The 20,890-nt window shown below is 66.5% G+C and carries 21 protein-coding genes; 6 read left to right on the plus strand and 15 right to left on the minus strand.

Features of this window, described 5'->3' with window-relative positions:
* Positions 1–269: 269 nt before the first annotated feature.
* From IP83_RS18990 to gyrB, 3 genes are all read right to left on the minus strand, one after another.
* Positions 270–659, minus strand: a complete 390-nt coding sequence (locus IP83_RS18990; protein WP_054123809.1) for a DUF3592 domain-containing protein — start codon at positions 657–659, stop codon at positions 270–272.
* 68 nt (positions 660–727) lie between these two features.
* Complete coding sequence (locus tag IP83_RS18995; protein WP_054123810.1) at positions 728–994, minus strand: hypothetical protein; 267 nt, start codon at positions 992–994, stop codon at positions 728–730.
* On the minus strand, positions 994–3,531 hold the full coding sequence (gene gyrB / locus IP83_RS19000) for a DNA topoisomerase (ATP-hydrolyzing) subunit B (RefSeq protein WP_054123811.1): 2,538 nt from the start codon (positions 3,529–3,531) through the stop codon (positions 994–996). The genes IP83_RS18995 and gyrB overlap by 1 nt, the downstream gene beginning before the upstream one ends.
* Before the next feature lie 163 nt (positions 3,532–3,694).
* Here gyrB and IP83_RS19005 point away from each other — a divergent pair, with 163 nt between their 5' ends.
* Together IP83_RS19005 and IP83_RS19010 are read left to right on the plus strand one after the other, a co-directional pair.
* Positions 3,695–5,152 carry a M20/M25/M40 family metallo-hydrolase gene (locus IP83_RS19005; RefSeq protein WP_054123812.1) on the plus strand — a complete coding sequence of 486 codons (1,458 nt, stop codon included), beginning with the start codon at positions 3,695–3,697 and terminating at the stop codon, positions 5,150–5,152.
* 237 nt (positions 5,153–5,389) lie between these two features.
* Positions 5,390–6,028, plus strand: coding sequence for an HNH endonuclease (locus IP83_RS19010; RefSeq protein WP_082364854.1), 639 nt, complete (start codon positions 5,390–5,392; stop codon positions 6,026–6,028).
* Here IP83_RS19010 and IP83_RS19015 read toward each other — a convergent pair.
* From IP83_RS19015 to IP83_RS19025, 3 genes are all read right to left on the minus strand, one after another.
* Positions 6,001–7,242 (minus strand): MFS transporter, encoded by a 1,242-nt coding sequence (locus IP83_RS19015; protein ID WP_054123814.1) that lies wholly within the window; start codon positions 7,240–7,242, stop codon positions 6,001–6,003. The genes IP83_RS19010 and IP83_RS19015 overlap by 28 nt on opposite strands.
* A gap of 25 nt (positions 7,243–7,267) precedes the next feature.
* Complete coding sequence (locus tag IP83_RS19020; protein WP_054123815.1) at positions 7,268–8,278, minus strand: nitronate monooxygenase family protein; 1,011 nt, start codon at positions 8,276–8,278, stop codon at positions 7,268–7,270.
* A 282-nt stretch (positions 8,279–8,560) separates the two neighbouring features.
* Positions 8,561–9,802, minus strand: a complete 1,242-nt coding sequence (locus tag IP83_RS19025; RefSeq protein ID WP_197274455.1) for an aspartate kinase — start codon at positions 9,800–9,802, stop codon at positions 8,561–8,563.
* A 94-nt stretch (positions 9,803–9,896) separates the two neighbouring features.
* On the opposite strand from IP83_RS19025, the gene ubiG reads away from it, so the two are divergent.
* Positions 9,897–10,631, plus strand: a complete 735-nt coding sequence (gene ubiG, locus IP83_RS19030) for a bifunctional 2-polyprenyl-6-hydroxyphenol methylase/3-demethylubiquinol 3-O-methyltransferase UbiG (RefSeq protein ID WP_054123817.1) — start codon at positions 9,897–9,899, stop codon at positions 10,629–10,631.
* 118 nt (positions 10,632–10,749) lie between these two features.
* Here the strand turns inward: ubiG and IP83_RS19035 are convergent, their stop codons facing one another.
* The 3 genes from IP83_RS19035 to IP83_RS19045 form a co-directional block, all read right to left on the minus strand.
* Entirely contained in the window at positions 10,750–11,151 is a 402-nt protein-coding gene (locus tag IP83_RS19035; protein ID WP_156309874.1) for a thioesterase family protein, read from the minus strand.
* 65 nt (positions 11,152–11,216) lie between these two features.
* Positions 11,217–11,564: an arsenate reductase gene (locus IP83_RS19040; RefSeq protein WP_054123818.1), complete on the minus strand. Its 348-nt coding sequence runs from the start codon at positions 11,562–11,564 to the stop codon at positions 11,217–11,219.
* The gene (locus IP83_RS19045) at positions 11,561–11,872 is read right to left on the minus strand and encodes an antibiotic biosynthesis monooxygenase (protein ID WP_054123819.1); all 312 of its coding nucleotides are present in this window, start codon (positions 11,870–11,872) and stop codon (positions 11,561–11,563) included. The genes IP83_RS19040 and IP83_RS19045 overlap by 4 nt, the downstream gene beginning before the upstream one ends.
* A 145-nt stretch (positions 11,873–12,017) precedes the next feature.
* Between IP83_RS19045 and aroC the strand changes: the two genes are divergently transcribed.
* Both aroC and IP83_RS19055 read left to right on the plus strand, forming a co-directional pair.
* Positions 12,018–13,088 carry a chorismate synthase gene (gene aroC / locus IP83_RS19050; RefSeq protein WP_054123820.1) on the plus strand — a complete coding sequence of 357 codons (1,071 nt, stop codon included), beginning with the start codon at positions 12,018–12,020 and terminating at the stop codon, positions 13,086–13,088.
* Positions 13,089–13,259: 171 nt separating this feature from the next.
* Positions 13,260–14,570, plus strand: coding sequence for a dicarboxylate/amino acid:cation symporter (locus tag IP83_RS19055; RefSeq protein ID WP_082364856.1), 1,311 nt, complete (start codon positions 13,260–13,262; stop codon positions 14,568–14,570).
* 126 nt (positions 14,571–14,696) lie between these two features.
* Here IP83_RS19055 and IP83_RS19060 read toward each other — a convergent pair whose 3' ends face one another.
* From IP83_RS19060 to dapB, 3 genes are read right to left on the minus strand one after another with little or no spacing between them, the layout of a single operon-like run.
* Entirely contained in the window at positions 14,697–15,140 is a 444-nt protein-coding gene (locus IP83_RS19060; protein WP_231625139.1) for a hypothetical protein, read from the minus strand.
* The gene (nth, locus tag IP83_RS19065; RefSeq protein WP_054123822.1) at positions 15,137–15,832 is read right to left on the minus strand and encodes an endonuclease III; all 696 of its coding nucleotides are present in this window, start codon (positions 15,830–15,832) and stop codon (positions 15,137–15,139) included. Before nth ends, IP83_RS19060 begins: the two co-directional genes overlap by 4 nt.
* Positions 15,829–16,566, minus strand: a complete 738-nt coding sequence (dapB, locus tag IP83_RS19070) for a 4-hydroxy-tetrahydrodipicolinate reductase (RefSeq protein ID WP_054123823.1) — start codon at positions 16,564–16,566, stop codon at positions 15,829–15,831. Before dapB ends, nth begins: the two co-directional genes overlap by 4 nt.
* Before the next feature lie 38 nt (positions 16,567–16,604).
* Between dapB and IP83_RS19075 the strand changes: the two genes are divergently transcribed.
* Complete coding sequence (locus tag IP83_RS19075; protein ID WP_054123829.1) at positions 16,605–17,327, plus strand: NAD-dependent deacylase; 723 nt, start codon at positions 16,605–16,607, stop codon at positions 17,325–17,327.
* 132 nt (positions 17,328–17,459) lie between these two features.
* Here the strand turns inward: IP83_RS19075 and IP83_RS19080 are convergent, their stop codons facing one another.
* From IP83_RS19080 to rpsT, 3 genes are all read right to left on the minus strand, one after another.
* On the minus strand, positions 17,460–18,230 hold the full coding sequence (locus tag IP83_RS19080; protein ID WP_054123824.1) for a HesA/MoeB/ThiF family protein: 771 nt from the start codon (positions 18,228–18,230) through the stop codon (positions 17,460–17,462).
* Positions 18,231–18,427: 197 nt separating this feature from the next.
* Positions 18,428–19,831, minus strand: a complete 1,404-nt coding sequence (gene dnaA / locus IP83_RS19085) for a chromosomal replication initiator protein DnaA (RefSeq protein ID WP_197274456.1) — start codon at positions 19,829–19,831, stop codon at positions 18,428–18,430.
* A gap of 556 nt (positions 19,832–20,387) precedes the next feature.
* Positions 20,388–20,648, minus strand: a complete 261-nt coding sequence (gene rpsT / locus IP83_RS19090) for a 30S ribosomal protein S20 (protein WP_054123826.1) — start codon at positions 20,646–20,648, stop codon at positions 20,388–20,390.
* Positions 20,649–20,890 lie beyond the last annotated feature (242 nt).

A 20,890-nucleotide genomic window follows, 5' to 3' on the forward strand; every position in this document is an offset into this window, starting at 1 on the left:
ACCGCGCCAGCACGCAGATCATGGCTCCCATCGGCTTCGTCCCGGTGCGAGCAAAGACTGGCAGGCATGCGAGCCGCTACCCCTGTCCCGGGCCATGATCTTCAGCAAAGGCTGCGCCGGACCTCTTCCGCACTCCGGCTACTCGCACCCGGCGGAACACGACGCCCTCCCCGCAGCGCCAGTGCAGGCGCCGCACCGGTCGCGCGATCACCCTCCCTGACCAGAGCACGCACCGCCGCGCCCGCAAATCCAACAGCCGCGCCGCCGCTTCAGCGTGCCATCGACCAGAAGGTAAGCCACAGCAACGCGCCCTCGATCCCGGCAAAAAAGATGTAGACAAAGGCATGCATCACGGGGCGGTGCACGTATGCCATATCAGGGCGACCGGCGGGATGGCGCAACGCCACCGTCGTGCCAACCGGCGGCTGCTGGATGAAGCTGTCCACATGATCGGCCACCTCATGCTCCGCGCCTTCGCTGCTGAAGCGGTAGACCGGGGCATAGTGATCGATTCCGTCGGTCGGGACCGTCTTGAAGCGAACGACCTCCGCTTCCACCCGGCACGACGGCCGCGTCAGGCGGATATAGTCGAACCGCATCAGGCCCAGCAGCAGAAGCAGGTAAAACGCCTGGGCGACAAGCAGGAGAGCGAGAACCATGGAGATTCCATGCCACAGCACCCGTTAACGAGACTCTACACCTTTGCGCCGCGCCCGAAGCAAGGCCCTCAGCTCGCCGCGCCTTCGCCCTCGAGCCGCGCCGCCAGCACGGCGATCTCCGCCGGTTCCAGCAGCCACGTCCGCGTCGCCCGCCCTTCGCGGTGCACCGGCACCGTCAGCAGCAGGCGCGCGTTTGCCTTCGCGTGCGGCTTGTAGAGCGTGAAATGCTGCGCGCACTCGCGGATCGTCCCGATGATCGGCACGCGGCCTTCCAGATCGATCATCGTGGCCGCCTGATCCCACGGGATCTCTGCCAAGGTCGCGCCAACAGCCATCAGACGTCCAGGTTCGCCACGTTGAGTGCGTTCTCCTGGATGAAGTCGCGCCGCGGCTCGACCACGTCGCCCATCAGGCGGGTGAAGATCTCGTCGGTCACGTCGGCGTCTTCCATCTTCACCTGCAGCAGCGAGCGCTGCGCCGGATCGAGCGTGGTCTCCCACAGCTGCTCGGCGTTCATTTCGCCCAGCCCCTTGTAGCGCGAGATCGAGAGGCCCTTGCGCCCCGCCGCCAGCACTTGCGCGAGCAATTCGGACGGCCGGGTGATCCCCGCCCCTTCCTTCGCCGCCGGGCGCACAGCCGCGACCGCTTCGGCCTCGCCTTCCTGCTCTTCCACTGCCACTTCGGGCTCCGGCTCCACCGCCGCCCCGCTGCCGCGCACCAGCCGCGCCGGGCTTTCGTAGACCTCGGCCTGCTCGCCCGCCAGCCGCGCCAGCTTGCGCGCCTCGGCGCTGGCGAGGAACCCGGCCTCGATCACATGATCGTCGGTCACCCCGCGCCACACCCGCGCGATGCGGTAGCTGCCATCCGCGCCGACCTCCGCCGACCACTTCGCCTCGCGCTCGCCGCGGTCCATCCAGCGCACTGCCGCGGCCAGCGCCGCCTCGCGCTCGGCTGCGGTCATCTCGGGCTCCAGCGCGCCTGCCAGCGCCAGCGCCTCGATGATCGTGGGATCATAGCGCTTGGGCGCAAAGGCCATCAGGTTGCGCAGGCGCAGCGCATGATCGACGAGATCGGCCAGATCCGCCCCGCTGCGCGCGCCGCCCGCCGTTTCCAGCATGCGCCCCGCCAGCCCCGCCTCGACGAGGTAGCGATCGAGCGCCGGGCCGTCCTTCAGGTAGACCTCGCTCCTGCCCTTCGCCACCTTGTAGAGCGGCGGCTGCGCGATGAAGAGGTGCCCCTCGCGGATGATCTCGGGCATCTGGCGGTGGAAGAACGTGAGCAGCAGCGTGCGGATATGCGCGCCGTCGACATCGGCGTCGGTCATGATCACGATCTTGTGATAGCGCAGCTTGGCGAGGTTGAACTCGTCGCGGATGCCGGTGCCCATCGCCTGGATCAGCGTGCCGACTTCCTTCGAGCCGATGATCCGGTCGAACCGCGCGCGCTCCACGTTGAGGATCTTGCCCTTGAGCGGGAGAATTGCCTGGAAGTGCCGGTCACGCCCCTGCTTGGCCGAACCGCCGGCGCTGTCGCCCTCGACGAGGAACAGTTCGCACTTGGCGGGATCGCGTTCCTGACAATCGGCCAGCTTGCCGGGCAGGCTGGCAATGTCCATCGCGCCCTTGCGCCGGGTCAGCTCGCGCGCCTTCTTGGCGGCCTCGCGCGCGGCGGCCGCGTCGATCACCTTCTGGATGACGGCGCGCGCGTGGGCCGGGTTTTCCTCGAGCCATTCGCTCATCTTGTCCGCCATCAGCGCCTCGAGCGGCTGGCGCACTTCGGAGGAGACCAGCTTGTCCTTGGTCTGGCTCGAGAACTTCGGGTCCGGCAGCTTGACCGAGACGATCGCCGTCAGCCCCTCGCGCATGTCATCGCCGGTGAGGGAGACCTTCTCCTTCTTGAGCATCCCCGAACGGTCCGCATAGCCGTTCAGCGTCCGCGTCAGCGCCGCGCGGAACGCGGCAAGGTGCGTGCCGCCGTCGCGCTGGGGGATGTTGTTGGTGAAGGTGAGGACGTTCTCGTAGTAGCTGTCGTTCCACTGCAGCGCGACGTCGATTCCGATGCCGTCCTTCTCCGCGCCGATGGCGATGGGTTCGGGCATCAGCGGCTGCTTGTTGCGATCGAGATACTTCACGAAGGCCGCGATGCCGCCCACGTAGTAGAGATCGTGCTCCTTCGTTTCCTCGTGCCGCTTGTCGCGCAGCAGGATGCGCACGCCCGAATTGAGGAACGCCAGCTCGCGGTAGCGGTGCTCCAGCTTGTCGAAATCGAACTCGGTGACGTTCTTGAATGTGTCGTGGCTGGCGAAGAAGGTCACGCGGGTGCCCTTCTTGACCCCGCCCTTGCCGTCCGCCGGAGCGGGACCCAGCACCTTCAAGGGCGCGACCGCATCGCCGTGCTCGAAGCGCATCCAGTGCTCCTCGCCGTCGCGCCAGATCGTCAGCTCCAGCCATTCGGAGAGGGCATTGACGACCGAGACGCCCACGCCGTGGAGGCCGCCCGAAACCTTGTAGGCATTGTCGTCGCTGGTGTTCTCGAACTTCCCGCCCGCGTGGAGCTGGGTCATGATCACCTCGGCAGCGGAAACGCCTTCCTCGGCATGGATGCCGGTCGGGATGCCGCGCCCGTTGTCCTCGACCGAAACCGAGCCATCGGGGTTGAGTTCGATCAGCACCAGATCGCAGTGCCCGGCCAGCGCCTCGTCGATCGCGTTGTCCGAAACCTCGAACACCATGTGGTGCAGGCCCGAGCCGTCGTCGGTATCGCCGATGTACATGCCGGGGCGTTTGCGCACCGCGTCGAGCCCGCGCAGGACCTTGATGGAATCAGCGCCATATTCGTTGGCGTTCGGGGTGTTTTCGTTCGTGCTGGCCATCCTTGGGACATAGGCATTCGAGGGCCATTTCCCAAGCGAATCCGGCCTGTTTTGCACAAGGGAAAGCCCCATTTCATAGGCCGCACCGCGGGGGGCTGGCACCGGCGGCACAATCATGCTGAAACACGCGCCACAAGCCTCAGAACAAAGGACTAATCGCCCCATGCGCAAGCTGCTGACCGGCGCCCTTGCCGCCTCCATGCTGACCTCGCCACTTATGGTTTCCGGGGCGCTCGCCGCGCCAGCCGCGAAAGTCGATCCCTATGGCGGAGAAGCCGAGTTCCGTGAGCTCTACAAGGAGCTCGTCGAGACCAACACGACGCTCTCGTCCGGCAGCTGCACCCTTGCGGCAGAGCGCATGGCGGCGCGGCTCAAGACCGCAGGCTTTACCGATGACCAGCTGACCATCTTCGCGACGCCCGAGAAGCCCAGGGAAGGCGGCCTCGTCGCCGTCATGCCGGGAACGAACAGCGCCACATCGAAGACCGAGAAGCCGATCCTGCTGCTCGCCCACCTCGACGTCGTCGAGGCCAAGCGCGAGGACTGGGTGCGCGATCCCTTCACGCTGATCGAGGAGAACGGCTACCTCTATGCTCGCGGCACCAGCGACGACAAGGCGATGGCCGCGACCTGGGTCGATACGCTGATCCGCTTCAAGCAGGAGGGTTTCAAGCCCAAGCGCACGCTCAAGCTCGCACTCACCTGCGGCGAGGAGACGACCTACGCCTTCAACGGCGCCGAATGGCTGACCAAGAACAAGCGCGATCTGATCGATGCGGCCTTCGCGCTCAACGAAGGCGGCGGCGGGCGCACCGATGGCAAGGGCGTGTCCGAAGGCGGCAAGCTGGTCGTCGAAACGATCCAGGTCGGCGAAAAGGGTGTGCAGAACTACCGCCTCGAAACGCGCAACCCCGGTGGCCACAGCTCGATCCCGGTGCGCGAGAACGCGATCTATGAACTCGCCGCCGCGCTGGTGAAACTGCAGAACTACGATTTCAAGCTCGAGCTCTCGGACACGACCCGCGCCTACTTTGCCAAGGCCGGGGCCGCGCGCAGCGACGAGATGGGCAAGGCGATGCAGGCCATCGCTGCGAACCCGGCGGACAGCACGGCCGAGGCCGTGCTCAACAAGGACCGAACCTTCCACTCGATGCTGCGCACCACTTGCGTCGCCACGCTGCTCGATGGCGGCCATGCCAACAACGCGCTGCCGCAGCGCGCCGGGGCCAACGTGAACTGCCGCATCTTCCCCGGCCATTCGGTGGAGGAAGTGCAGCTGGAACTGCAGGCCGTGGTTGCCGATGCCGGCGTGACGGTCACTCCGGTCCCGCCGCTGCGACCGCTTGCCAAGACGCCGCCGCTCGATCCTGCGATCATCGGCCCGATGGAAAAGCTCGCCGCCAAGTACTTCCCCGGCGTGCCGGTGGTGCCGACCATGTCGACCGGCGCGACCGACGGGATCTTCCTCGCCGCCGTCGGCATCCCGACGTACGGCGTCCCCGGCGCCTGGGGCAACCCCGATGGCAACGGCGCGCACGGCCTCAACGAGCGCATGGAGGTCAAGGCCATCATGACCGGCCGCGCCTATCTCTACGAACTCGTGAAGGCCTATACCAAGTAAGTCACACCTCTGTAATCATTCGCTTTAGCGGAAATCATCCACATCCTGTCCACAGGGCCATACACCTGTGGACAGGATAACGATCCTCCCCTTGACGCATGAGTCGCGGCTGTGTTCTTTTCCGGCCATGCGTCACGAAGTGGTCATCCGCGTCCCCCAAATCGCACCCGGCAGGCGCCACGCGCCCGTTCCGGGCGGGACCATCGGCGCATTCATGCGAAAGGGCCGAACGGGAGCATGCTTCATAGGGCGCTGATCGAGCGGGCGGCGGATGCCAGGCCCCATAGCGGAAGTCCCCATGCAGAGGGGGCCGCCTTCCTCGGGCATGATCGCCATCTCTCGAATTGCCCGGCGCTCGTGCTCAACGCCGATTACACCCCGCTGAGCTACTATCCGCTCAGCCTCTGGCCGTGGCAGACCGCGATCAAGGCGGTGTTCCTCGAGCGGGTCGACATCATCGCGACTTATGACCGCGAGGTCCACAGCGCCTCGCTCGACATGAAGATCCCCTCGGTCATCGCGCTGCGCCAATATGTGAAGCCGAGCGAGTTCCCCGCCTTCACGCGCTTCAACCTGTTCCTGCGCGACAAGTTCCAGTGCCAGTATTGCGGCTGCCCGGACCAGCTGACCTTCGATCACGTCGTCCCGCGCCGCCTCGGCGGGCGCACCACGTGGGAGAACGTCGTCGCCGCCTGCGCGCCGTGCAACATGCGCAAAGGCGGCCGCACCCCGGCCCAGGCCGCGATGCGCCTGATCACCGAACCGATCCGGCCGACATCATGGCACCTGCAGGAGCGCGGCCGCCTGTTCCCGCCGGGCCACCTCCACGAAAGCTGGCGCGACTGGCTCTACTGGGACGTCGAGCTCGAAGGCTGAGGCGCCTGCGCGAGCAGGCTCGCGCCTTTGAGGAACAGCAGCATGGCAAGGCCGCCAATGCTCGCCGCCAGCAGCATCGGCATGCCGGGAAGGTTCGCCAGCGCGCCCGGCCCTGAAAAGCGCGCCAGGGTCTGGGTATAGAGCGGCGGCCCGATGATCGCCGCGATCGAGCCGATCGCCTGCGTCGCGCCCTGCAGCTCCCCTTGGCTCCGCGCATCGACCGCGCGGCTGTTGAGCGCCGCGATCGAAGGCTGCACCAGCCCTTGCGCCGCGCCGATGGTGATGCCGAGGTAGACCTGCCAGGTCCGCGTCGCGAGGGTGTAGATCACCGCCGAGGCCGCCATACCCGCCACGCCCAGCATCACTGTCCGCCGCTCGCCCAGCCGCGCCAGCACCTGCTTCAGCGCGAAGCCCTGCACGACCGCGCTGGTGATCCCGACCATCGCCAGCGCGAGGCCCACGTCCCACGCCGAATAGCCATAAGCCGCAATCGCGAAGTACGACCACACCGCCGGATAGACGATATGCGCCAGCTGCCATGTGGCAAGCGCCGCCACGAACCACAGCACCGTCGCGCTCTGCCGCCGCAGCGCCTGCAGCGAGGCCAGCGCATTGGCGCGGCGCCAGTCGAACGGGCGGCGGTTCTCGGCGGCAAGCGATTCCGTCAGGAACATCAGGCCGAACAGGAAGTTGCCCAGCGCCAGCATCGCCGCCGCCGCAAACGGCAGGCGCTGGTCGAACGAGCCGAGGATCCCGCCCAGCGCCGGCCCCACGACAAAGCCGATCCCGAACGCCATGCCCATGAACCCGAACCGCGCCGCACGCTGCTCCGGCGGCGTCACGTCGGCGATATAGGCATAGGCCGCCGAATAGCTCGCCCCCGCCGCCCCCGCGACAAGCCGCCCGAGAATGAGCCACGAGAATGTCGGCGCCAGGGCCTGCAGTGCATAGTCAAGCGCCATCGCCAGCACTGCTGCCAGCATCACCGGCCGCCGTCCGAACCGGTCCGAAAGATTGCCGATCACCGGGGCAAAGACAAACTGCGTCACCGCATAACCCGCGCCCAGCCACCCGGCATATTCCGCCGCGACCGTGATCGGCACATGCGCCAAGGTCATGATCAGCCCGGGCAGCACCGGCATCGCGATGCCGAAGCTCAGCATGTCGATCAGCACGATGGCGAACACGAAACTGATCGAAGCCCGGTCCGCCACCTGGTTTTGTCCCTCTATGCCGCGCTCAGCCGCGCGTCAGCGCCGCCTCGCACTCGCCCATCAGCTCGCCCATGATCGTAGCGACGGGCTCCTCCTTCGTCACCATGCCGACCGATTGCCCGGCCATCAGCGAGCCGTTCTCGACATCGCCGTCGATCACCGCGCGGCGCAGCGCACCGGCCCAGAAGTGCTCGATCTCGAGCTGCGCGGCGGCCATGTCGACCGCGCCCTGATCAAGCAGGTTCGCCACTTCGCGCTGCTTGGCGATGAATTCGTCGCTGCCCTTGTTGCGCAGCGCCCGGACCGGGATCACCGGCAGGCGCGGATCGATCTGCACACTGGCCACCGCATCGCGCGCATTGGCGCGGAAAAACGCGGCCTTGAACGCCGGGTGCGCGATGGATTCGCTCGCGCAGGCAAAGCGCGTGCCGAGCTGCACCCCGCTCGCGCCCATCTCGAGGTAGCTCGCGATCATCTCGCCCCGGCCGATCCCGCCCGCCACGAACACGATGTGGTCTTCGGCGAGCGAAGGCAGGAACTCCTGCGCCAGCACCGAAGTCGAGACCGGCCCGATATGCCCGCCCGCTTCCGAACCCTCGATCACCAGCGCGTCGGCGCCCGAGCGGAACAGCTTCTTTGCCAACGCCAGCGTCGGCGCGAAGACGATCACCTTGGCGCCGAAGGCCTTGATAGCCTCCACGCTGCCCTTGGGCGGAATGCCGCCTGCCAGCACGACATGGCCGACCTTGTGGTCCGCGCAGACCTGGATCAGGTCGAACAGCCGCGGGTGCATCGTGATCAGGTTCACGCCGAAGGGCTTGCCGGTCAGCGCCGCCGTCGCGGTGATCTCGGCATCGAGCAGCTCGGGCGTCATCGCCCCGCAGGCAATCACGCCGAAGCCGCCGGCATTGCTGATCGCGGCAACCAGATTGCGCTCCGAAACCCAGCTCATCGCCCCGCACAGGATCGCATGGTCGGTGCCCAGAAACGCCGCGCCGCGGCGCATCAGGGCATCGGTCTTGGGAGTAGAGCTCATTCGCACACAATCCTGATCAAAATTCCGGCGGGCTTTAGTGACGCTTCGTGGCGGCAAAAAGGCGGGATCGGGAACTTGTGATCGCCAATTCCGATTTCTGAGCGCAAGTATCCTCGTTTCACCGATGACCATACAGCGCGTAGAAAGGTGGCGTCAGGTAGTCTCCCCTTCGCCTGAAGTGTCCGAGAGCCAAGGCTTCAAGCCCGGCCCCGGGTCGCAACCCGCCTATCGTGCCCCGCGAGGGTGCCGGTAGGCGGGTCTTTCAACACGCTCGGTTTGGCTTCAGGCCGCGTCCAGCCCGTAAGCCGTGTGCAGCACGCGCACCGCGAGCTCGACTTCGTCCGAATCGATCAGCACCGAAACCTTGATCTCGCTGGTCGAAATCGCCTGAATATTGATCCCCCGGTCGGCCAGCGCCTTGAACATCGTCGAGGCGACCCCCGCGTGGCTGCGCATGCCCACGCCGACCACCGAGACCTTGGCGACCTTGCTGTCGGCGATCATGCGGTAGTAGCCGATCTTGTCCTTGCGCTCTTCGAGCAGCGCCTGCGTGCGGGCGAGGTCCGCCTGCGGGCAGGTGAAGGTCACGTCGGTCTCGCCCTTGTCCTTGGCGATGTTCTGGATGATCATGTCGACGTTGATGTTCGCCTCGGCGAGCGGGCCGAAGATCGCCGCCACCGCACCGGGACGGTCCGCGACGCGGGTCAGCGTCACCTTGGCCTCGTTCTTGTCGGCGGCAATGCCGGTGATCAGCTGGCGTTCCATGTCGGTTCCTTCAAGTTCTTCGTCGCTGACAATCATCGTACCGGGGATGCTGTCCGCCGGCGGGGCGCTTTCGTCGATGAACGAGGAGAGCACCTGCACGCGCACCCCTTCCTTCATCGCAAGGCTGACCGAGCGCGTCTGCAGCACCTTCGAGCCGACCGAGGCGAGCTCGAGCATTTCCTCGTAGGTCACGTATTTCAGCTTGCGCGCCTTCGCCACGATGCGCGGATCGGTGGTGTAGACCCCGTCGACATCGGTGTAGATGTCGCAGCGATCGGCCTGCACCGCCGCCGCCACCGCGACCGCCGAGGTATCCGAACCGCCGCGGCCCAGCGTCGTCACCCGGCCATCGCCATCAAGGCCCTGGAAGCCCGGGATCACCGCGATTTCGCCCGCCGCCATCGAGGCGAGCAGCGCTTCCGATTCGATATCCTCGATCCGCGCGGCGGCATGGGCATCGTCGGTGCGCACCGGCAGCTGCCAGCCGAGCCACGAGCGCGCCTTGCAGCCCAGCGCCTGCAGATGCAGCGCCAGCAGCCCCGAGGTCACCTGCTCGCCCGCCGCCACCACGACATCGTACTCGGCGCGGTCATAGAGCGCGTTGGCCTCGCGGCAGAAGTTCACCAGCCGGTCGGTCTCGCCCGCCATGGCGGAGACGACGACGGCGACTTCATGCCCCGCTTCCTGCTGGCGCTTGACGATCCCGGCCACGCGGCGGATGCGCTCGGTCCCGGCCATCGAAGTGCCGCCGAATTTCATCACGATCCGGGCCACGTCATCTCCCCCAGCAGGATTGCAACACGTTCCCACACGGCCCCTCGACCCTGCGGACGCGGCGCTTTAAAGTCGCTCCATGAGCAATGCAACCGGCACAGCAACGATCAGGCCCGAAGAAGCCGCCCATTTCGGCAGGCTGGCGGCCGAATGGTGGGACCCCAAGGGCAGCTCGGCCATGCTGCACAAGCTCAACCCGGTGCGGCTCGCCTTCCTGCGCGAGGCCATCGATTCGCACTTCGCCGCCGATCCGAAGGGCCTGCGCCCCCTCGCGGGAAAGGTCGCCCTCGATGTCGGCTGCGGCGCCGGGCTGTTGGCGGAACCCCTCGCTCGCATGGGCGCAGGCGTGACGGCGGTCGATGCGGCGGAAGAAAACATCGCGGCAGCCAAGGCGCATGCCGCAGCGGGCGGGCTCGCCATCGACTACCGCCACGGCGAACTGGCCGCGCTCGGCCTCGGTCAATTCGATCTCGTCACCTCGATGGAAGTGATCGAGCACGTGGCGGACAAGGCCGCCTTCATCGCCGGGCTGGTGGCACGCGTGGCGGAGGACGGCCTCCTCGTCCTCTCCACCCCCAACCGCACCACCGCCTCGCGCCTGCTGCTCGTCGGCGCGGCGGAAGGCATGGGCATGGTGCCCAAGGGCACGCACCACTGGGAGGATTTCATCACGCCGCTGGAACTGAGCGACCTTCTGGCAGACGCCGGTTTCGCGATGGGCAATCCCAAGGGCATCTCGTGGAGCCCGTTGAAGGGCCTCCACCTCTCGGACGATCTGGCGCTGAACTATATCGTTACCGCCAAGCGCGCCTGACGACCGCTCACACAAGACATTCGTCATCCCCGCGAAGGCGGGGATCCAGAGCGGCGTCGCGCGACCTCCCCCAGGATTCCCGCCTCCGCGGGAATGACGAGGCTATGGGGACCGCAGCTCACTCCGAAGGCAGGAACTTCTCCACCAGTTCCCGCGCCAGCCGCGCCGGTCGCAGGGTCGCGGCATCGAGGCAGCACCAGCTGGACTTCACTTCCGCCAGCACCTCCTCGCCGCGCTTCAGAACCGTCTCGTAAAACGCCCGCGCACCGTGGACCCGCTCAAGGATCACATGCGCGATCACCGGATCGTTGAGGAACGTCGGGCGCCGATAGGTGATGTTGTGATTGGTCGCCACCCAGACGAGGTCCGCCACGGCCTGCGCCGGCGCAAACGCCTTCCAGTGGCCCACCACCGCGTCCTGCACCCACTTGAGGTAGGAGGCGTTGTTGACGTGCCCCATGAAGTCGATGTCCGCCGGATCGACGGTGATGGCGTAGGCGAAGGGCTGGGCTGTATTCACACCGATGTAGATAACACATCCCGCGCCATCCTGAACAGGCCGGTGATGTGTCTTTTCGTGTCAGTTCAACCCAGAATGGAACTCCATTCGGCTTCCTTGAACCCCACCAGCAGCCCACCCGGATGCTCGACGATCGGCCGCTTGATCACCGAGGTGTTCGCCGCCAGCACAGCGGGCGCACCATCGCCGCCGAGCGCCGCCTGATCCGCTTCGGAGAGTTTGCGGAAGGTGGTCCCGGCGCGGTTGACCACCTTGTCCCGCCCGGCAGCGGCAATCCACGCCGCGATCTTTGCCTGGTCAGCACCCTGCTTCTTGTAGTCGTGGAAAGTGTAGGCGATCCCGCGCTCGTCCAGCCAAGTGCGCGCCTTCTTCACGGTATCGCAGTTGGGGATGCCGTAGAGCGTGATCGTCATGCCTTGGTCCTCGAAAAGCGGTGCAGGCGGGTCGGCGTCCCCGCAAACAGGGTATAGTCCTCGTAGTAGGTCTCGCGGCCCTTGGCCTGCATCTCGGCATGTTCCGCCACCCGCCGCCACGCCAGCGCCGCCGCTTCGTCCACCCATTCGCTGATCGCCACGACTTCGCCGTCCTCGGCGGTGTAGCTCTTGAACGAGATATAGCCGGGCTGCTCCTTGGCCAGCTGCCACATGGCATCAGCGTCGGCGTGATAGGCCGCCGCATCGATATCGGCGCGCTTGCGGTTGCGGAAGACGACGAGGAACATGGCGAAGCTCGCGTTTGGCCCTTCGACAAGCTCAGGGCGAGCGGGGTAGGGTTTGGCGCGAAATAACCGCTCGTGCTGAGCTTGTCGAAGCACCATTCACGCCCAAACGTGACATTTGCGGAAAATTGCGCGAAGGCGCTGCCCCATGAGCTTCAACACCTTCGGCCACGCATTCCGCTTCACCACCTGGGGGGAAAGCCACGGACCCGCGCTCGGCGCGGTCGTCGACGGCTGCCCGCCGGGCCTCGCCCTGAGCGAAAGCGTGATCCAGCCCTTCCTCGATGCCCGCCGCCCCGGCCAGTCGCGCTTCACCACACAGCGGCAGGAGCCCGATCAGGTGCGCATCCTCTCCGGCGTGTTCGAGGGCAAGACCACCGGCACCCCGATCAGCCTGATGATCGAGAACGTCGACCAGCGCTCGAAGGACTACGGCGACGTCGCCAAGGCCTATCGCCCCGGCCATGCCGACTATGCCTACGACGCCAAGTACGGCCTGCGCGACTATCGCGGCGGTGGGCGCTCCAGCGCGCGCGAAACCGCAGCCCGCGTGGCGGCCGGCGCCGTCGCGCGGCTCGTCATCCCCGAAGTCACCGTGCTCGGCTGGGTCAGCGCGATCGGCGGCGATGCGATCGATCCCGCCAACTTCGACGCTGCCGAGATCACCCGCAACCCGTTCTTCTGCCCGGACGCCAAGGCCGCCGCGCGCTGGGAAACGCTGGTGGACAATGCCCGCAAGGCCGGCTCCTCGCTCGGCGCGGTCGTCGAATGCACGGCAACCGGCGTCCCCGCCGGCTGGGGCGCACCGCTCTATGCCAAGCTCGATGCCGAACTGGCCCACGCCATGATGGGCATCAACGCGGTCAAGGGCGTCGAGATCGGCGACGGGTTTGCCGCCGCCGCCAACACCGGCGAAGGCAATGCCGACCCCATGCGGCCCGGTGAGGAAGCGCCGGAATTCCTCACCAACCACGCCGGCGGCATCGCGGGGGGTATCTCGACCGGCCAGCCCGTCCATGTCCGCGTCGCCTTCAAACCGACTTCCTCGATCCTCACGCCGGTGCCCACGATCACCCGCGAAGGCGAGGCGACCGAACTCTTCACCAAGGGCCGCCACGACCCTTGCGTCGGCATTCGCGGCGTGCCGGTGGTCGAGGCGATGATGGCGCTCGTGTTGGCCGATCAGAAGCTGCTGCACCGCGCGCAGTGCGGCGGCTGAACCCAAGAACTCGTCATCCCAGCGCAGGCGGGGATCCAGAGCGGCGATGCGCGACCTCGCCCTGGATTCCCGCCTGCGCGGGGATGACGAACGTTTTGGAAATGCGCCCCGCTTGCCTAAACGACCAGCCCCGCTAGTCTCCCGCCCCAAACCAACCGGGGAGCCGAAAACTTGGGCAAGCGCCTGACCCTTTACATCGTGATCGCCATGCTGGCCGGTATCGGCGTGGGCTACGCGCTCAATGTCGCCTACCCGGCGGGTAGCAAGGTCCTCGCCGACACCGCCGACGTGCTCAAGCTGCTGCCCGAGGTGTTCCTCCACCTCATCAAGATGATCCTTGCCCCGCTCATCCTGGCCACGCTGGTCACCGGCATCGCCAGCATGGGCGACAGTTCGGCATTGGGCCGGATCGGCGGGCGGGCGCTCGCGTGGTTCATCACCGCCAGCCTGATCTCGATCAGCCTCGGGCTCGTGCTGGTCAATCTGTTCCAGCCCGGGGTCGGCCTCAACATCACTTCCGCCGCGCCGGTCAGCGATCTCGCCACGGCAGACTTCACGCTGCGCCACTTCGTGCTCGAAGTCTTCCCGACCAGCGCGCTCGACGCGATGGCCAAGAACAACGTCCTGCAGATCCTCGTCTTCTCGGTCTTCGCCGGGGTCGGGCTGTCCGCCATGGGCGAGGAAGGCGCGCCGCTGGTGCGAGGAGCAGAAGCGCTGGCGACGCTGATGCTCACGATCACGGACTACGTGATGCGCTTTGCCCCCTTCGCCGTGTTCGGCGCGCTCGCCTCGGTGATCGCGACCCGCGGAGTGGGCATCCTCGTCACCTACGGCGTGTTCGTCGGCGAGTTCTATCTTGCGCTGCTGCTGCTGTGGCTCATCCTGCTGGGCCTCGGCGGCCTGTTCCTCGGCAAGCGGGTGGTCCTGCTCGCGCGCTATATCCGCGAACCGCTGCTGCTCGCCTTCTCCACCGCGAGCAGCGAAAGCGCGCTGCCCAAGCTGTTCGAGCAGCTCGACCGGTTCGGCGTGCCGCGCCGGATCTCGGGCTTCGTGCTGCCGCTGGGCTACAGCTTCAACCTCGATGGCTCGATGATCTACACCAGCTTCGCCACGGTGTTCATCGCGCAGGCCTACAACATCCCGCTCTCCGCCGGGCAGCAGATTGCCATGCTGCTCGTGCTGATGATCACTTCGAAGGGCATCGCAGGGGTACCGCGCGCCAGTCTTGTGGTGATCGCGGCGACCCTCACCCAGTTCGGCCTCCCGGTCGAAGGCGTGGCCTTGCTGCTGGGCGTCGACACTTTCCTCGACATGGGCCGCAGCGCGACCAACGTCGTCGGCAATGCGGTGGCGACTTCAGTCATCACCAAGTGGGAAGGCATGCTGCAAGTGCCGATGGACCCCGACGCGCCCGAGGCCATGCCCCCGCACGACACGCCCGAGCATGGCCGCAAGGGGCTGAACCTCGATCCGGAGGCTTGACCCCCCGTTCCGTCCAGCATGACAATTCGTCATTGCGAGCGCAGCGAAGCAATCCAGAGCGGCTCAGAAGACACCCTGTATTGCTTCGTCGCTGCGCTCCTCGCGGGTGACGAAGGGAGTAGGGGCCTACTTCTTCCCTTCCTTCGCCAGCTTCACCGGCTGGAACATGCCCAGCCCGCACGATCCCAGCGGCCCGGTCGGCCCGCCGCCATTGCGGAACACGGTGATGATATCGACGTTGCACAGCTGCGGGAGCGAAGTCGCATAGGAGAACGACCGCTCGAAGCCGAGGTTGCTGCAACGGTTGGGCAGCGTGTTGCGATACCAGGTATCGCCGCCCGTGCGGAAATCGATGGTCCAGTCGTCGCGCACCCGGCTTTCCCGGATCGAGGTGATCGGAATGCAGGTCACTGACTTGCCGGTCGGCGTCGCGGCGGGGATATCGGCGGCATGACCGGCAGCGGCCCACTTCGCACCCGAGCCGGGCGCGCAGGCGCCGAGCGGCAGGGCAGCAGCGGACATCGTCAGGACGGCGGCGATCCTCAGGGCCTTTGGCTTCAAAGCACTCACGGCTTTTTCTCCTTGCTCGCCCGCTTCTCTCTCCCCTGAGTCGCGGGTTTCGCCCCCTTCTCCAGAATTTTCCCCTTGTATCCGCAAAGGTCAACCACCTCGCAGCGCCAGCACTCCGGCGTCCGCGCCTTGCAGACATAGCGTCCGTGGAGGATCATCCAGTGGTGCGAGCCGACGCGGAAGGGCTGGGGCACTTTCTTCTCGAGGCCCTTCTCGACTGCAAGCGGGGTCTTGCCCTTGGCGATGCCGGTGCGGTTGCTCACCCGGAAGATATGCGTGTCGACCGCAAAGGTCTCCGCCCCGAACGCGCAGTTGAGCACCACGTTCGCGGTCTTGCGCCCGACACCGGGCAGCGCGGTGAGCAGGTCGCGGTCCGCCGGCACTTCCCCGCCATGCTCGCGGACCAGAATCTCGGCCATCGCCATCACGTTCTTGGCCTTGCTATTGAACAGCCCGATCGTCTTGATGTGCTGCTTGAGGCCTTCCTCGCCGAGGTCCAGCATGTCCTGCGGCGTCTTCACCTTGGCAAAGAGCGCCCGCGTCGCCTTGTTGACGCCGACATCGGTCGCCTGCGCCGACAGCGTCACCGCCACCAGCAGCTGATAGACATTGCCGTATTCGAGCTCGGTCTCCGGCGAGGGATTGGCCTCCGCCAGCCGCCGGAAGAACTCGAAGATCGCTTGCCTGTTCACAGCCCTAGAACCTCGGGCATGCTGTAGCGCCCCGGCTCCTTGCCCAGCAGCCACAGCGCCGCCCGCACCGCTCCCTTCGCAAAGATCGCGCGGTTCTCGGCAAGATGCGAAAGCGCAATCCGCTCGTTGTCGGCAAGGAAATGGACGGTGTGATCCCCCGCCACAGTACCGCCGCGCAGGGCGGAAAAGCCGATGGTGCCCTGCTTCCGCGCCCCGGTCACCCCATCGCGCCCCGACACCCGTTCCTCCGCCAGTCGCACGCCCCGGCCCGCCGCCGCCGCTTCGCCCAGCAGCAGCGCGGTGCCCGAAGGCGCATCGACTTTCATGCGGTGGTGCGTCTCGACGATCTCGATATCCCAGTCCTCGCCCAGCCGCGAGGCGGCCTCGCGAACCAGATGCGCCAACAGGGTGACGCCGAGCGAGGTATTGCCCGTCTGCAGCACGGGCACCGAAACCGCCGCCGCATCGACCAGCCAGTGGTGCCGCTCTTCCAGCCCCGTGGTGCCGACCACGATGGGAATGCCGGCATGGATCGCCGCATCGAGATTGAACTCCAGCGCACCCGGCGCGGAAAAATCGACCAGCACGTCGGATGCCTTGGCCAAGGCCAGCGGATCGCCGCCCTGATCGATCCCGCCCGAGACTTCGTGTCCCGCCGCCGTGATCGCCTGGTGGAGCGCCTGCCCCATGCGCCCCGCGCTGCCGATAATGCCCACTCTAGCCCCAACAGCCATACTTGCTCACCTCACCTCTGGCGTGCTTCATGGCCGCGATGAGCACATACCGCAACATCGTCATCCTGACCGGCGCCGGCGTCTCCGCCGAAAGCGGGATCGACACCTTCCGCTCGGCCGGCGGCCTGTGGGAGCAGCACCGCGTCGAGGATGTCGCCACCCCCGAAGGCTTTGCCCGCGATCCGAACCTCGTGCTGCGCTTCTACGACATGCGCCGCGCCGCGATCCAGACCAAGGAGCCCAACCCGGCGCACGTGGCGCTAGGCCGCCTCGAACGCGAATGGCCAAAGCGCGTGCCCGGCGGCAGCGTCACCCTCGTCACCCAGAACGTCGACGACCTCCACGAACGCGGCGGATCGCTCTCCGTCATCCACATGCACGGCGAACATCTCACCGTCTGGTGCACGAACTGCGACAGCCGCCACCGCTGGACCGGCCCGCTGATCGATCGCCCGCCTTGCCCGACCTGCAGCGCGCCCTATCTGCGGCCCGATGTCGTCTGGTTCGGCGAAGTCCCCTACCGCATGGACGAGATCTTCGCCGCGCTGCGCGAGGCGGACCTGTTCGTCTCGATCGGCACCTCGGGCGCGGTCTACCCCGCTGCGGGTTTCGTCCAGAATGCCCGCGAACTTGGCGCCCAGACGCTCGAACTCAATCTCGAACGCTCCCAAGGCTCGCAATGGTTCCACGAAACCCGCCTCGGCCCCGCCAGCGAGATCGTCCCGGCTTGGGTGGAGGAACTGCTCGGGTCAGCCGGTTGAAGCTCTGTCACCCGCTTCAAGACCTTTCGTCGGCCCGTGCTTGACACGGGCCTTGGCTTTTCTTCGCGGCCAGGGAAAGCCAAGCCCCGTGTCAAGCACGGGGCGACGGGAAAACGTGGTGGTGAGCGCGCTTCAGGTCGAACTTGACCCGCAGGCGCGGCACTCCGGGTCCTTGGCAATCCGCATCGTGCGCAGCGCCGGCTTCAGCCCATCGAGCACATGGACCTGCCCCCACTGCGGATCGCCCAAGGTCGAAACGCCCTCCAGCAGGACCCGCATCGCCGCCATCGCGCCAAACGCGCCCACCATGCCGACCATCGCGCCCAGCACGCCGGTATCGGCGCAGGTATCGCAATCCTCGGCATCGAAGGCGTCACCGACAAAGCAGCGGTAGCAGGCATGGCCCGCGCGGTGCCCGGCAAAGCTCGCCACCTGGCCCTGGAACCGCCCCAGCGCCGCACTCGTCAGCGGAATCCCCGCCGCGACGCAGGCATCCGAAACCGCCAGCCGCGTCGCGAAGTTGTCGCTGCCATCGAGCACGACATCCGCTCCCGCGATCAGGTCCGCCGCATTGCCGCGCGTCAGGCGCAGCACATGCGCCGTGCCCTCCAGCGCCGGATCGAACGCACGCAGCCAATCCGCCGCCGCTTCCGCCTTGGGCCTGCCGATGTCCTCCGTGCCGAAAATCGTCTGCCGCTGCAGGTTCGAGGCCTCGACCACATCGTCGTCGATCAGGGTCAGCCGCCCGATCCCGGCCCCCGCCAGATACTGCAAAGCCGGGCTGCCAATGCCGCCCATGCCGACCAGCACGACATGGCTTGCGACGAGTTTGGCCTGCCCCGCACCGCCCACCTCTGGAAGGACGATATGGCGGGCGAAGCGGTCGAGGCGGTCGGGAGTCATGAATTGGCAGTTAGGGAGGAAGGAAGAGAAATGCGAGGGCCATCGCCCTCGCGCTCCCGGGAGTTTGGTGCAAGACGCTGCTGTAGCGCGCTATCCGCGAAGCGGCTTGATTTCTCCGGCTTCGCCCGGGTGCAAACCCGATAGGCCAAGCACCGATGACCGGGGAGCGCGAGGGCGATGGCCCTCGCACTTATCCCTTAGTCTTCCAACTGGCGCAGCAAGGTCCGCACATCGCCATCCATATCGGCATCGCGCGTCCGCAGTTCCTCGATCAGCCGCACCGCGTGGATCACGGTCGAGTGATCGCGGCCGCCGAACTTGCGGCCGATCTCCGGGTACGAGCGCGGGGTCAGCACCTTGGCGAGGTACATCGCCACCTGCCGAGGCCGCACGACCGCGCGAGCGCGGCGTTTGCTCGCCATTTCAGTGCGGTCGACGCGGTAGAACTGGCAGACCATGCGCTGGATCTCGTCGATCGTGATCCGGCGGCGGTTGGCGGAGAGGATGTCGGTGAGCTGTTCCTCGGCCAGTTGCAGCGAGACCGGCTGGCCGGTCAGCTGGGCATAGGCGATCAGCTTGTTGAGCCCGCCGACGAGCTCACGCACGTTGCGATTGATGGTACGCGCGAGGAACTCGATCACGTCCGCCGGGACTTGCGTGCTGGTGAAGCGCGCAAGGCGGTGTTCAAGGATCTTGCGGCGAAGGTCGATGTCCGCCGGCTGGATATCGGCGACGAGGCCCATCGAGAGGCGCGAGAGCAGGCGCTGTTCCACACCGTCGAGCGCTTGCGGCGCGCGGTCGGCGGCGACGACGAGGCGCTTGCCCGCGCTCATCAGCGCGTCGATCGTGTGGAGGAATTCCTCCTGCGTCGAAGCCTTGCCGATGATGAACTGGATGTCGTCGACGAGCAGCAGGTCGAACCCGCGCAGCCGCGCCTTGAATTCCAGCATCTCGTTCGAGCGCATGGCCTGCACGAACTCGATCATGAAGCGCTCGGCCGAGCAGTAGAAGATGCGCGCGCCCGGGCGGGCGGCGGCATAGGCATGGCCGATGGCATGGAGCAAGTGCGTCTTGCCCTGGCCCGTCGCGCCCTTGAGGTAGAGCGGCGAGAACTGCGGCGTCTCCAGCGCGGCCATGCGCTGCGCGGCATTGACCGCGAGCACGTTGGCCGAACCGGAAACGAATTCCGCGAAGGTCAGCGAGGGGTCGAGCCCGGTCACTGCCGCATCGGCGCTGAGCGGCACGGCCGGCTGGCGCGCCGCAGTGGGCAGCGGACCGGTATCGTTGGCGGGCAGGCCGCCCATGCGCAGCTCGGGCATGGCGCGGCGGCGCGGATGCACGGTGATGCGCACCTGGCGCACTTCCGAACGCGCGATCTTCCACGCCAGCGAGAGCCGGTCGGCAAAGCGGTCGGCCACCCAGTTGGCGGAGAACTCGGTCGGCAGGAACAAGTCCAGCGTGCCGGTTTCCTTGCAGAAGGTGCCGACCTGAATCGGCTTGATCCACTGGCTGTGCAGCTGCGGACCAAGATCCTTCTTGAGGCCTTGGCTGATATCGGCCCAATCTGCGGCGAGATCGAGCGCTTCCTGGTCCTCGATCATCGCGCTGTCCCGTCCTCGTCTGCCCGGCGCGGCGTCAGCCGTCTGGGCCGCGGCGCCCCGTCCGCCGCTGCCATAGTCATCCATCTTCACACTTCGCTGCCCTCACCCAGAAAGCCTGCTTCAGCACCCCCTGCCGCAGGCAAAAATCTACCCTCGCCGGGAAAGCACCCCTGCTCCCGGCCATGAAACTTGCGATTGTCGTGACCCCGGATAGGCTACAGACCTGCTGAGGCAGGGCCCGCGTCGCACCGGGAGAAACATGTCTATTGGCGATCACGAGGGATTCGCAAGCACCGAACCGCAAAAAAACTGAAATAAAGAATCTTGACTGCCTAAACGTGGCGGAAATCAATCAAGGCGCTGAATTTGTTGGATTTTGCTTCAGACTGCCCGCGAATCGGCAGAAAACTGCGACTCATGCGTGACAGAGCCGAGGTCAAAGATGACGGCGCGGCTTGTAACGGGGGTGAAACAAAACGCGGCCGGTGTCGGGGACACCAGCCGCGTTCCGTGTTTGTACGTAGTGCAGGCCCTTCAAGGCCTTACCCGAAGCGAATCAGAGCGAGGCGACTCGCTTCGACAGGCGCGACATCTTGCGCGCCACGGTGTTCTTGTGGAGCACACCGCGCGCCACGCCGCGCGCCAGCTCGGGCTGAGCGGCATGCAGCGCTTCGGCAGCCGCCGCCTTGTCACCACCGGCGATCGCCGCTTCGACCTTCTTCACGAAGGTACGGATGCGGGAGAGGCGGTTGCCGTTGATCTCGGCACGGTTGGCATTGCGACGGATGCGCTTACGGGCTTGCGGCGTATTGGCCATGACTGTCCTGTTTCAAGAGCCGGAACCGCATGATACGCGGGCGGCGAATAAACCTGAGGGCCCGGCAAAGTCCTGTCAGACTCTGTCGGAAAGCGCGCCCCTTAGCTAGGGCATGCCGAATCGTCAACGGTAGTCTTTGCTGCAACGCGCTGAAGAGCGCGTTGCAAGGCGGCACCAGCCCGCTCCCCCGCCCGGCCACCCACGAGAGTACCCTGAATGGGTGGCCGGGCGGGGGAGCGGGC

The sequence above is a fragment of the Novosphingobium sp. AAP93 genome (assembly GCF_001296055.1).
Lineage (GTDB): Bacteria > Pseudomonadota > Alphaproteobacteria > Sphingomonadales > Sphingomonadaceae > Novosphingobium.

Bases quoted from the DNA above. Each gene is read 5' to 3' on its own strand.
- IP83_RS19025 (WP_197274455.1), bottom strand. From the start codon at position 9,802: ATGAAATTCGGCGGCACTTCGATGGCCGGGACCGAGCGCATCCGCCGC.
- IP83_RS19075 (WP_054123829.1), top strand. From the start codon at position 16,605: ATGAGCACATACCGCAACATCGTCATCCTGACCGGCGCCGGCGTCTCC.
- dapB (WP_054123823.1), bottom strand. From the start codon at position 16,566: ATGGCTGTTGGGGCTAGAGTGGGCATTATCGGCAGCGCGGGGCGCATG.
- ubiG (WP_054123817.1), top strand. From the start codon at position 9,897: ATGAGCAATGCAACCGGCACAGCAACGATCAGGCCCGAAGAAGCCGCC.
- IP83_RS18990 (WP_054123809.1), bottom strand. From the start codon at position 659: ATGGTTCTCGCTCTCCTGCTTGTCGCCCAGGCGTTTTACCTGCTTCTG.
- IP83_RS18995 (WP_054123810.1), bottom strand. From the start codon at position 994: ATGGCTGTTGGCGCGACCTTGGCAGAGATCCCGTGGGATCAGGCGGCC.
- IP83_RS19040 (WP_054123818.1), bottom strand. From the start codon at position 11,564: ATGACGATCACGCTCTACGGCATCCCCAACTGCGATACCGTGAAGAAG.
- IP83_RS19045 (WP_054123819.1), bottom strand. From the start codon at position 11,872: ATGTTCCTCGTCGTCTTCCGCAACCGCAAGCGCGCCGATATCGATGCG.
- IP83_RS19005 (WP_054123812.1), top strand. From the start codon at position 3,695: ATGCGCAAGCTGCTGACCGGCGCCCTTGCCGCCTCCATGCTGACCTCG.
- aroC (WP_054123820.1), top strand. From the start codon at position 12,018: ATGAGCTTCAACACCTTCGGCCACGCATTCCGCTTCACCACCTGGGGG.
- gyrB (WP_054123811.1), bottom strand. From the start codon at position 3,531: ATGGCCAGCACGAACGAAAACACCCCGAACGCCAACGAATATGGCGCT.
- rpsT (WP_054123826.1), bottom strand. From the start codon at position 20,648: ATGGCCAATACGCCGCAAGCCCGTAAGCGCATCCGTCGCAATGCCAAC.
- IP83_RS19010 (WP_082364854.1), top strand. From the start codon at position 5,390: ATGCTTCATAGGGCGCTGATCGAGCGGGCGGCGGATGCCAGGCCCCAT.
- dnaA (WP_197274456.1), bottom strand. From the start codon at position 19,831: ATGATCGAGGACCAGGAAGCGCTCGATCTCGCCGCAGATTGGGCCGAT.
- IP83_RS19080 (WP_054123824.1), bottom strand. From the start codon at position 18,230: ATGACTCCCGACCGCCTCGACCGCTTCGCCCGCCATATCGTCCTTCCA.
- IP83_RS19020 (WP_054123815.1), bottom strand. From the start codon at position 8,278: ATGAGCTCTACTCCCAAGACCGATGCCCTGATGCGCCGCGGCGCGGCG.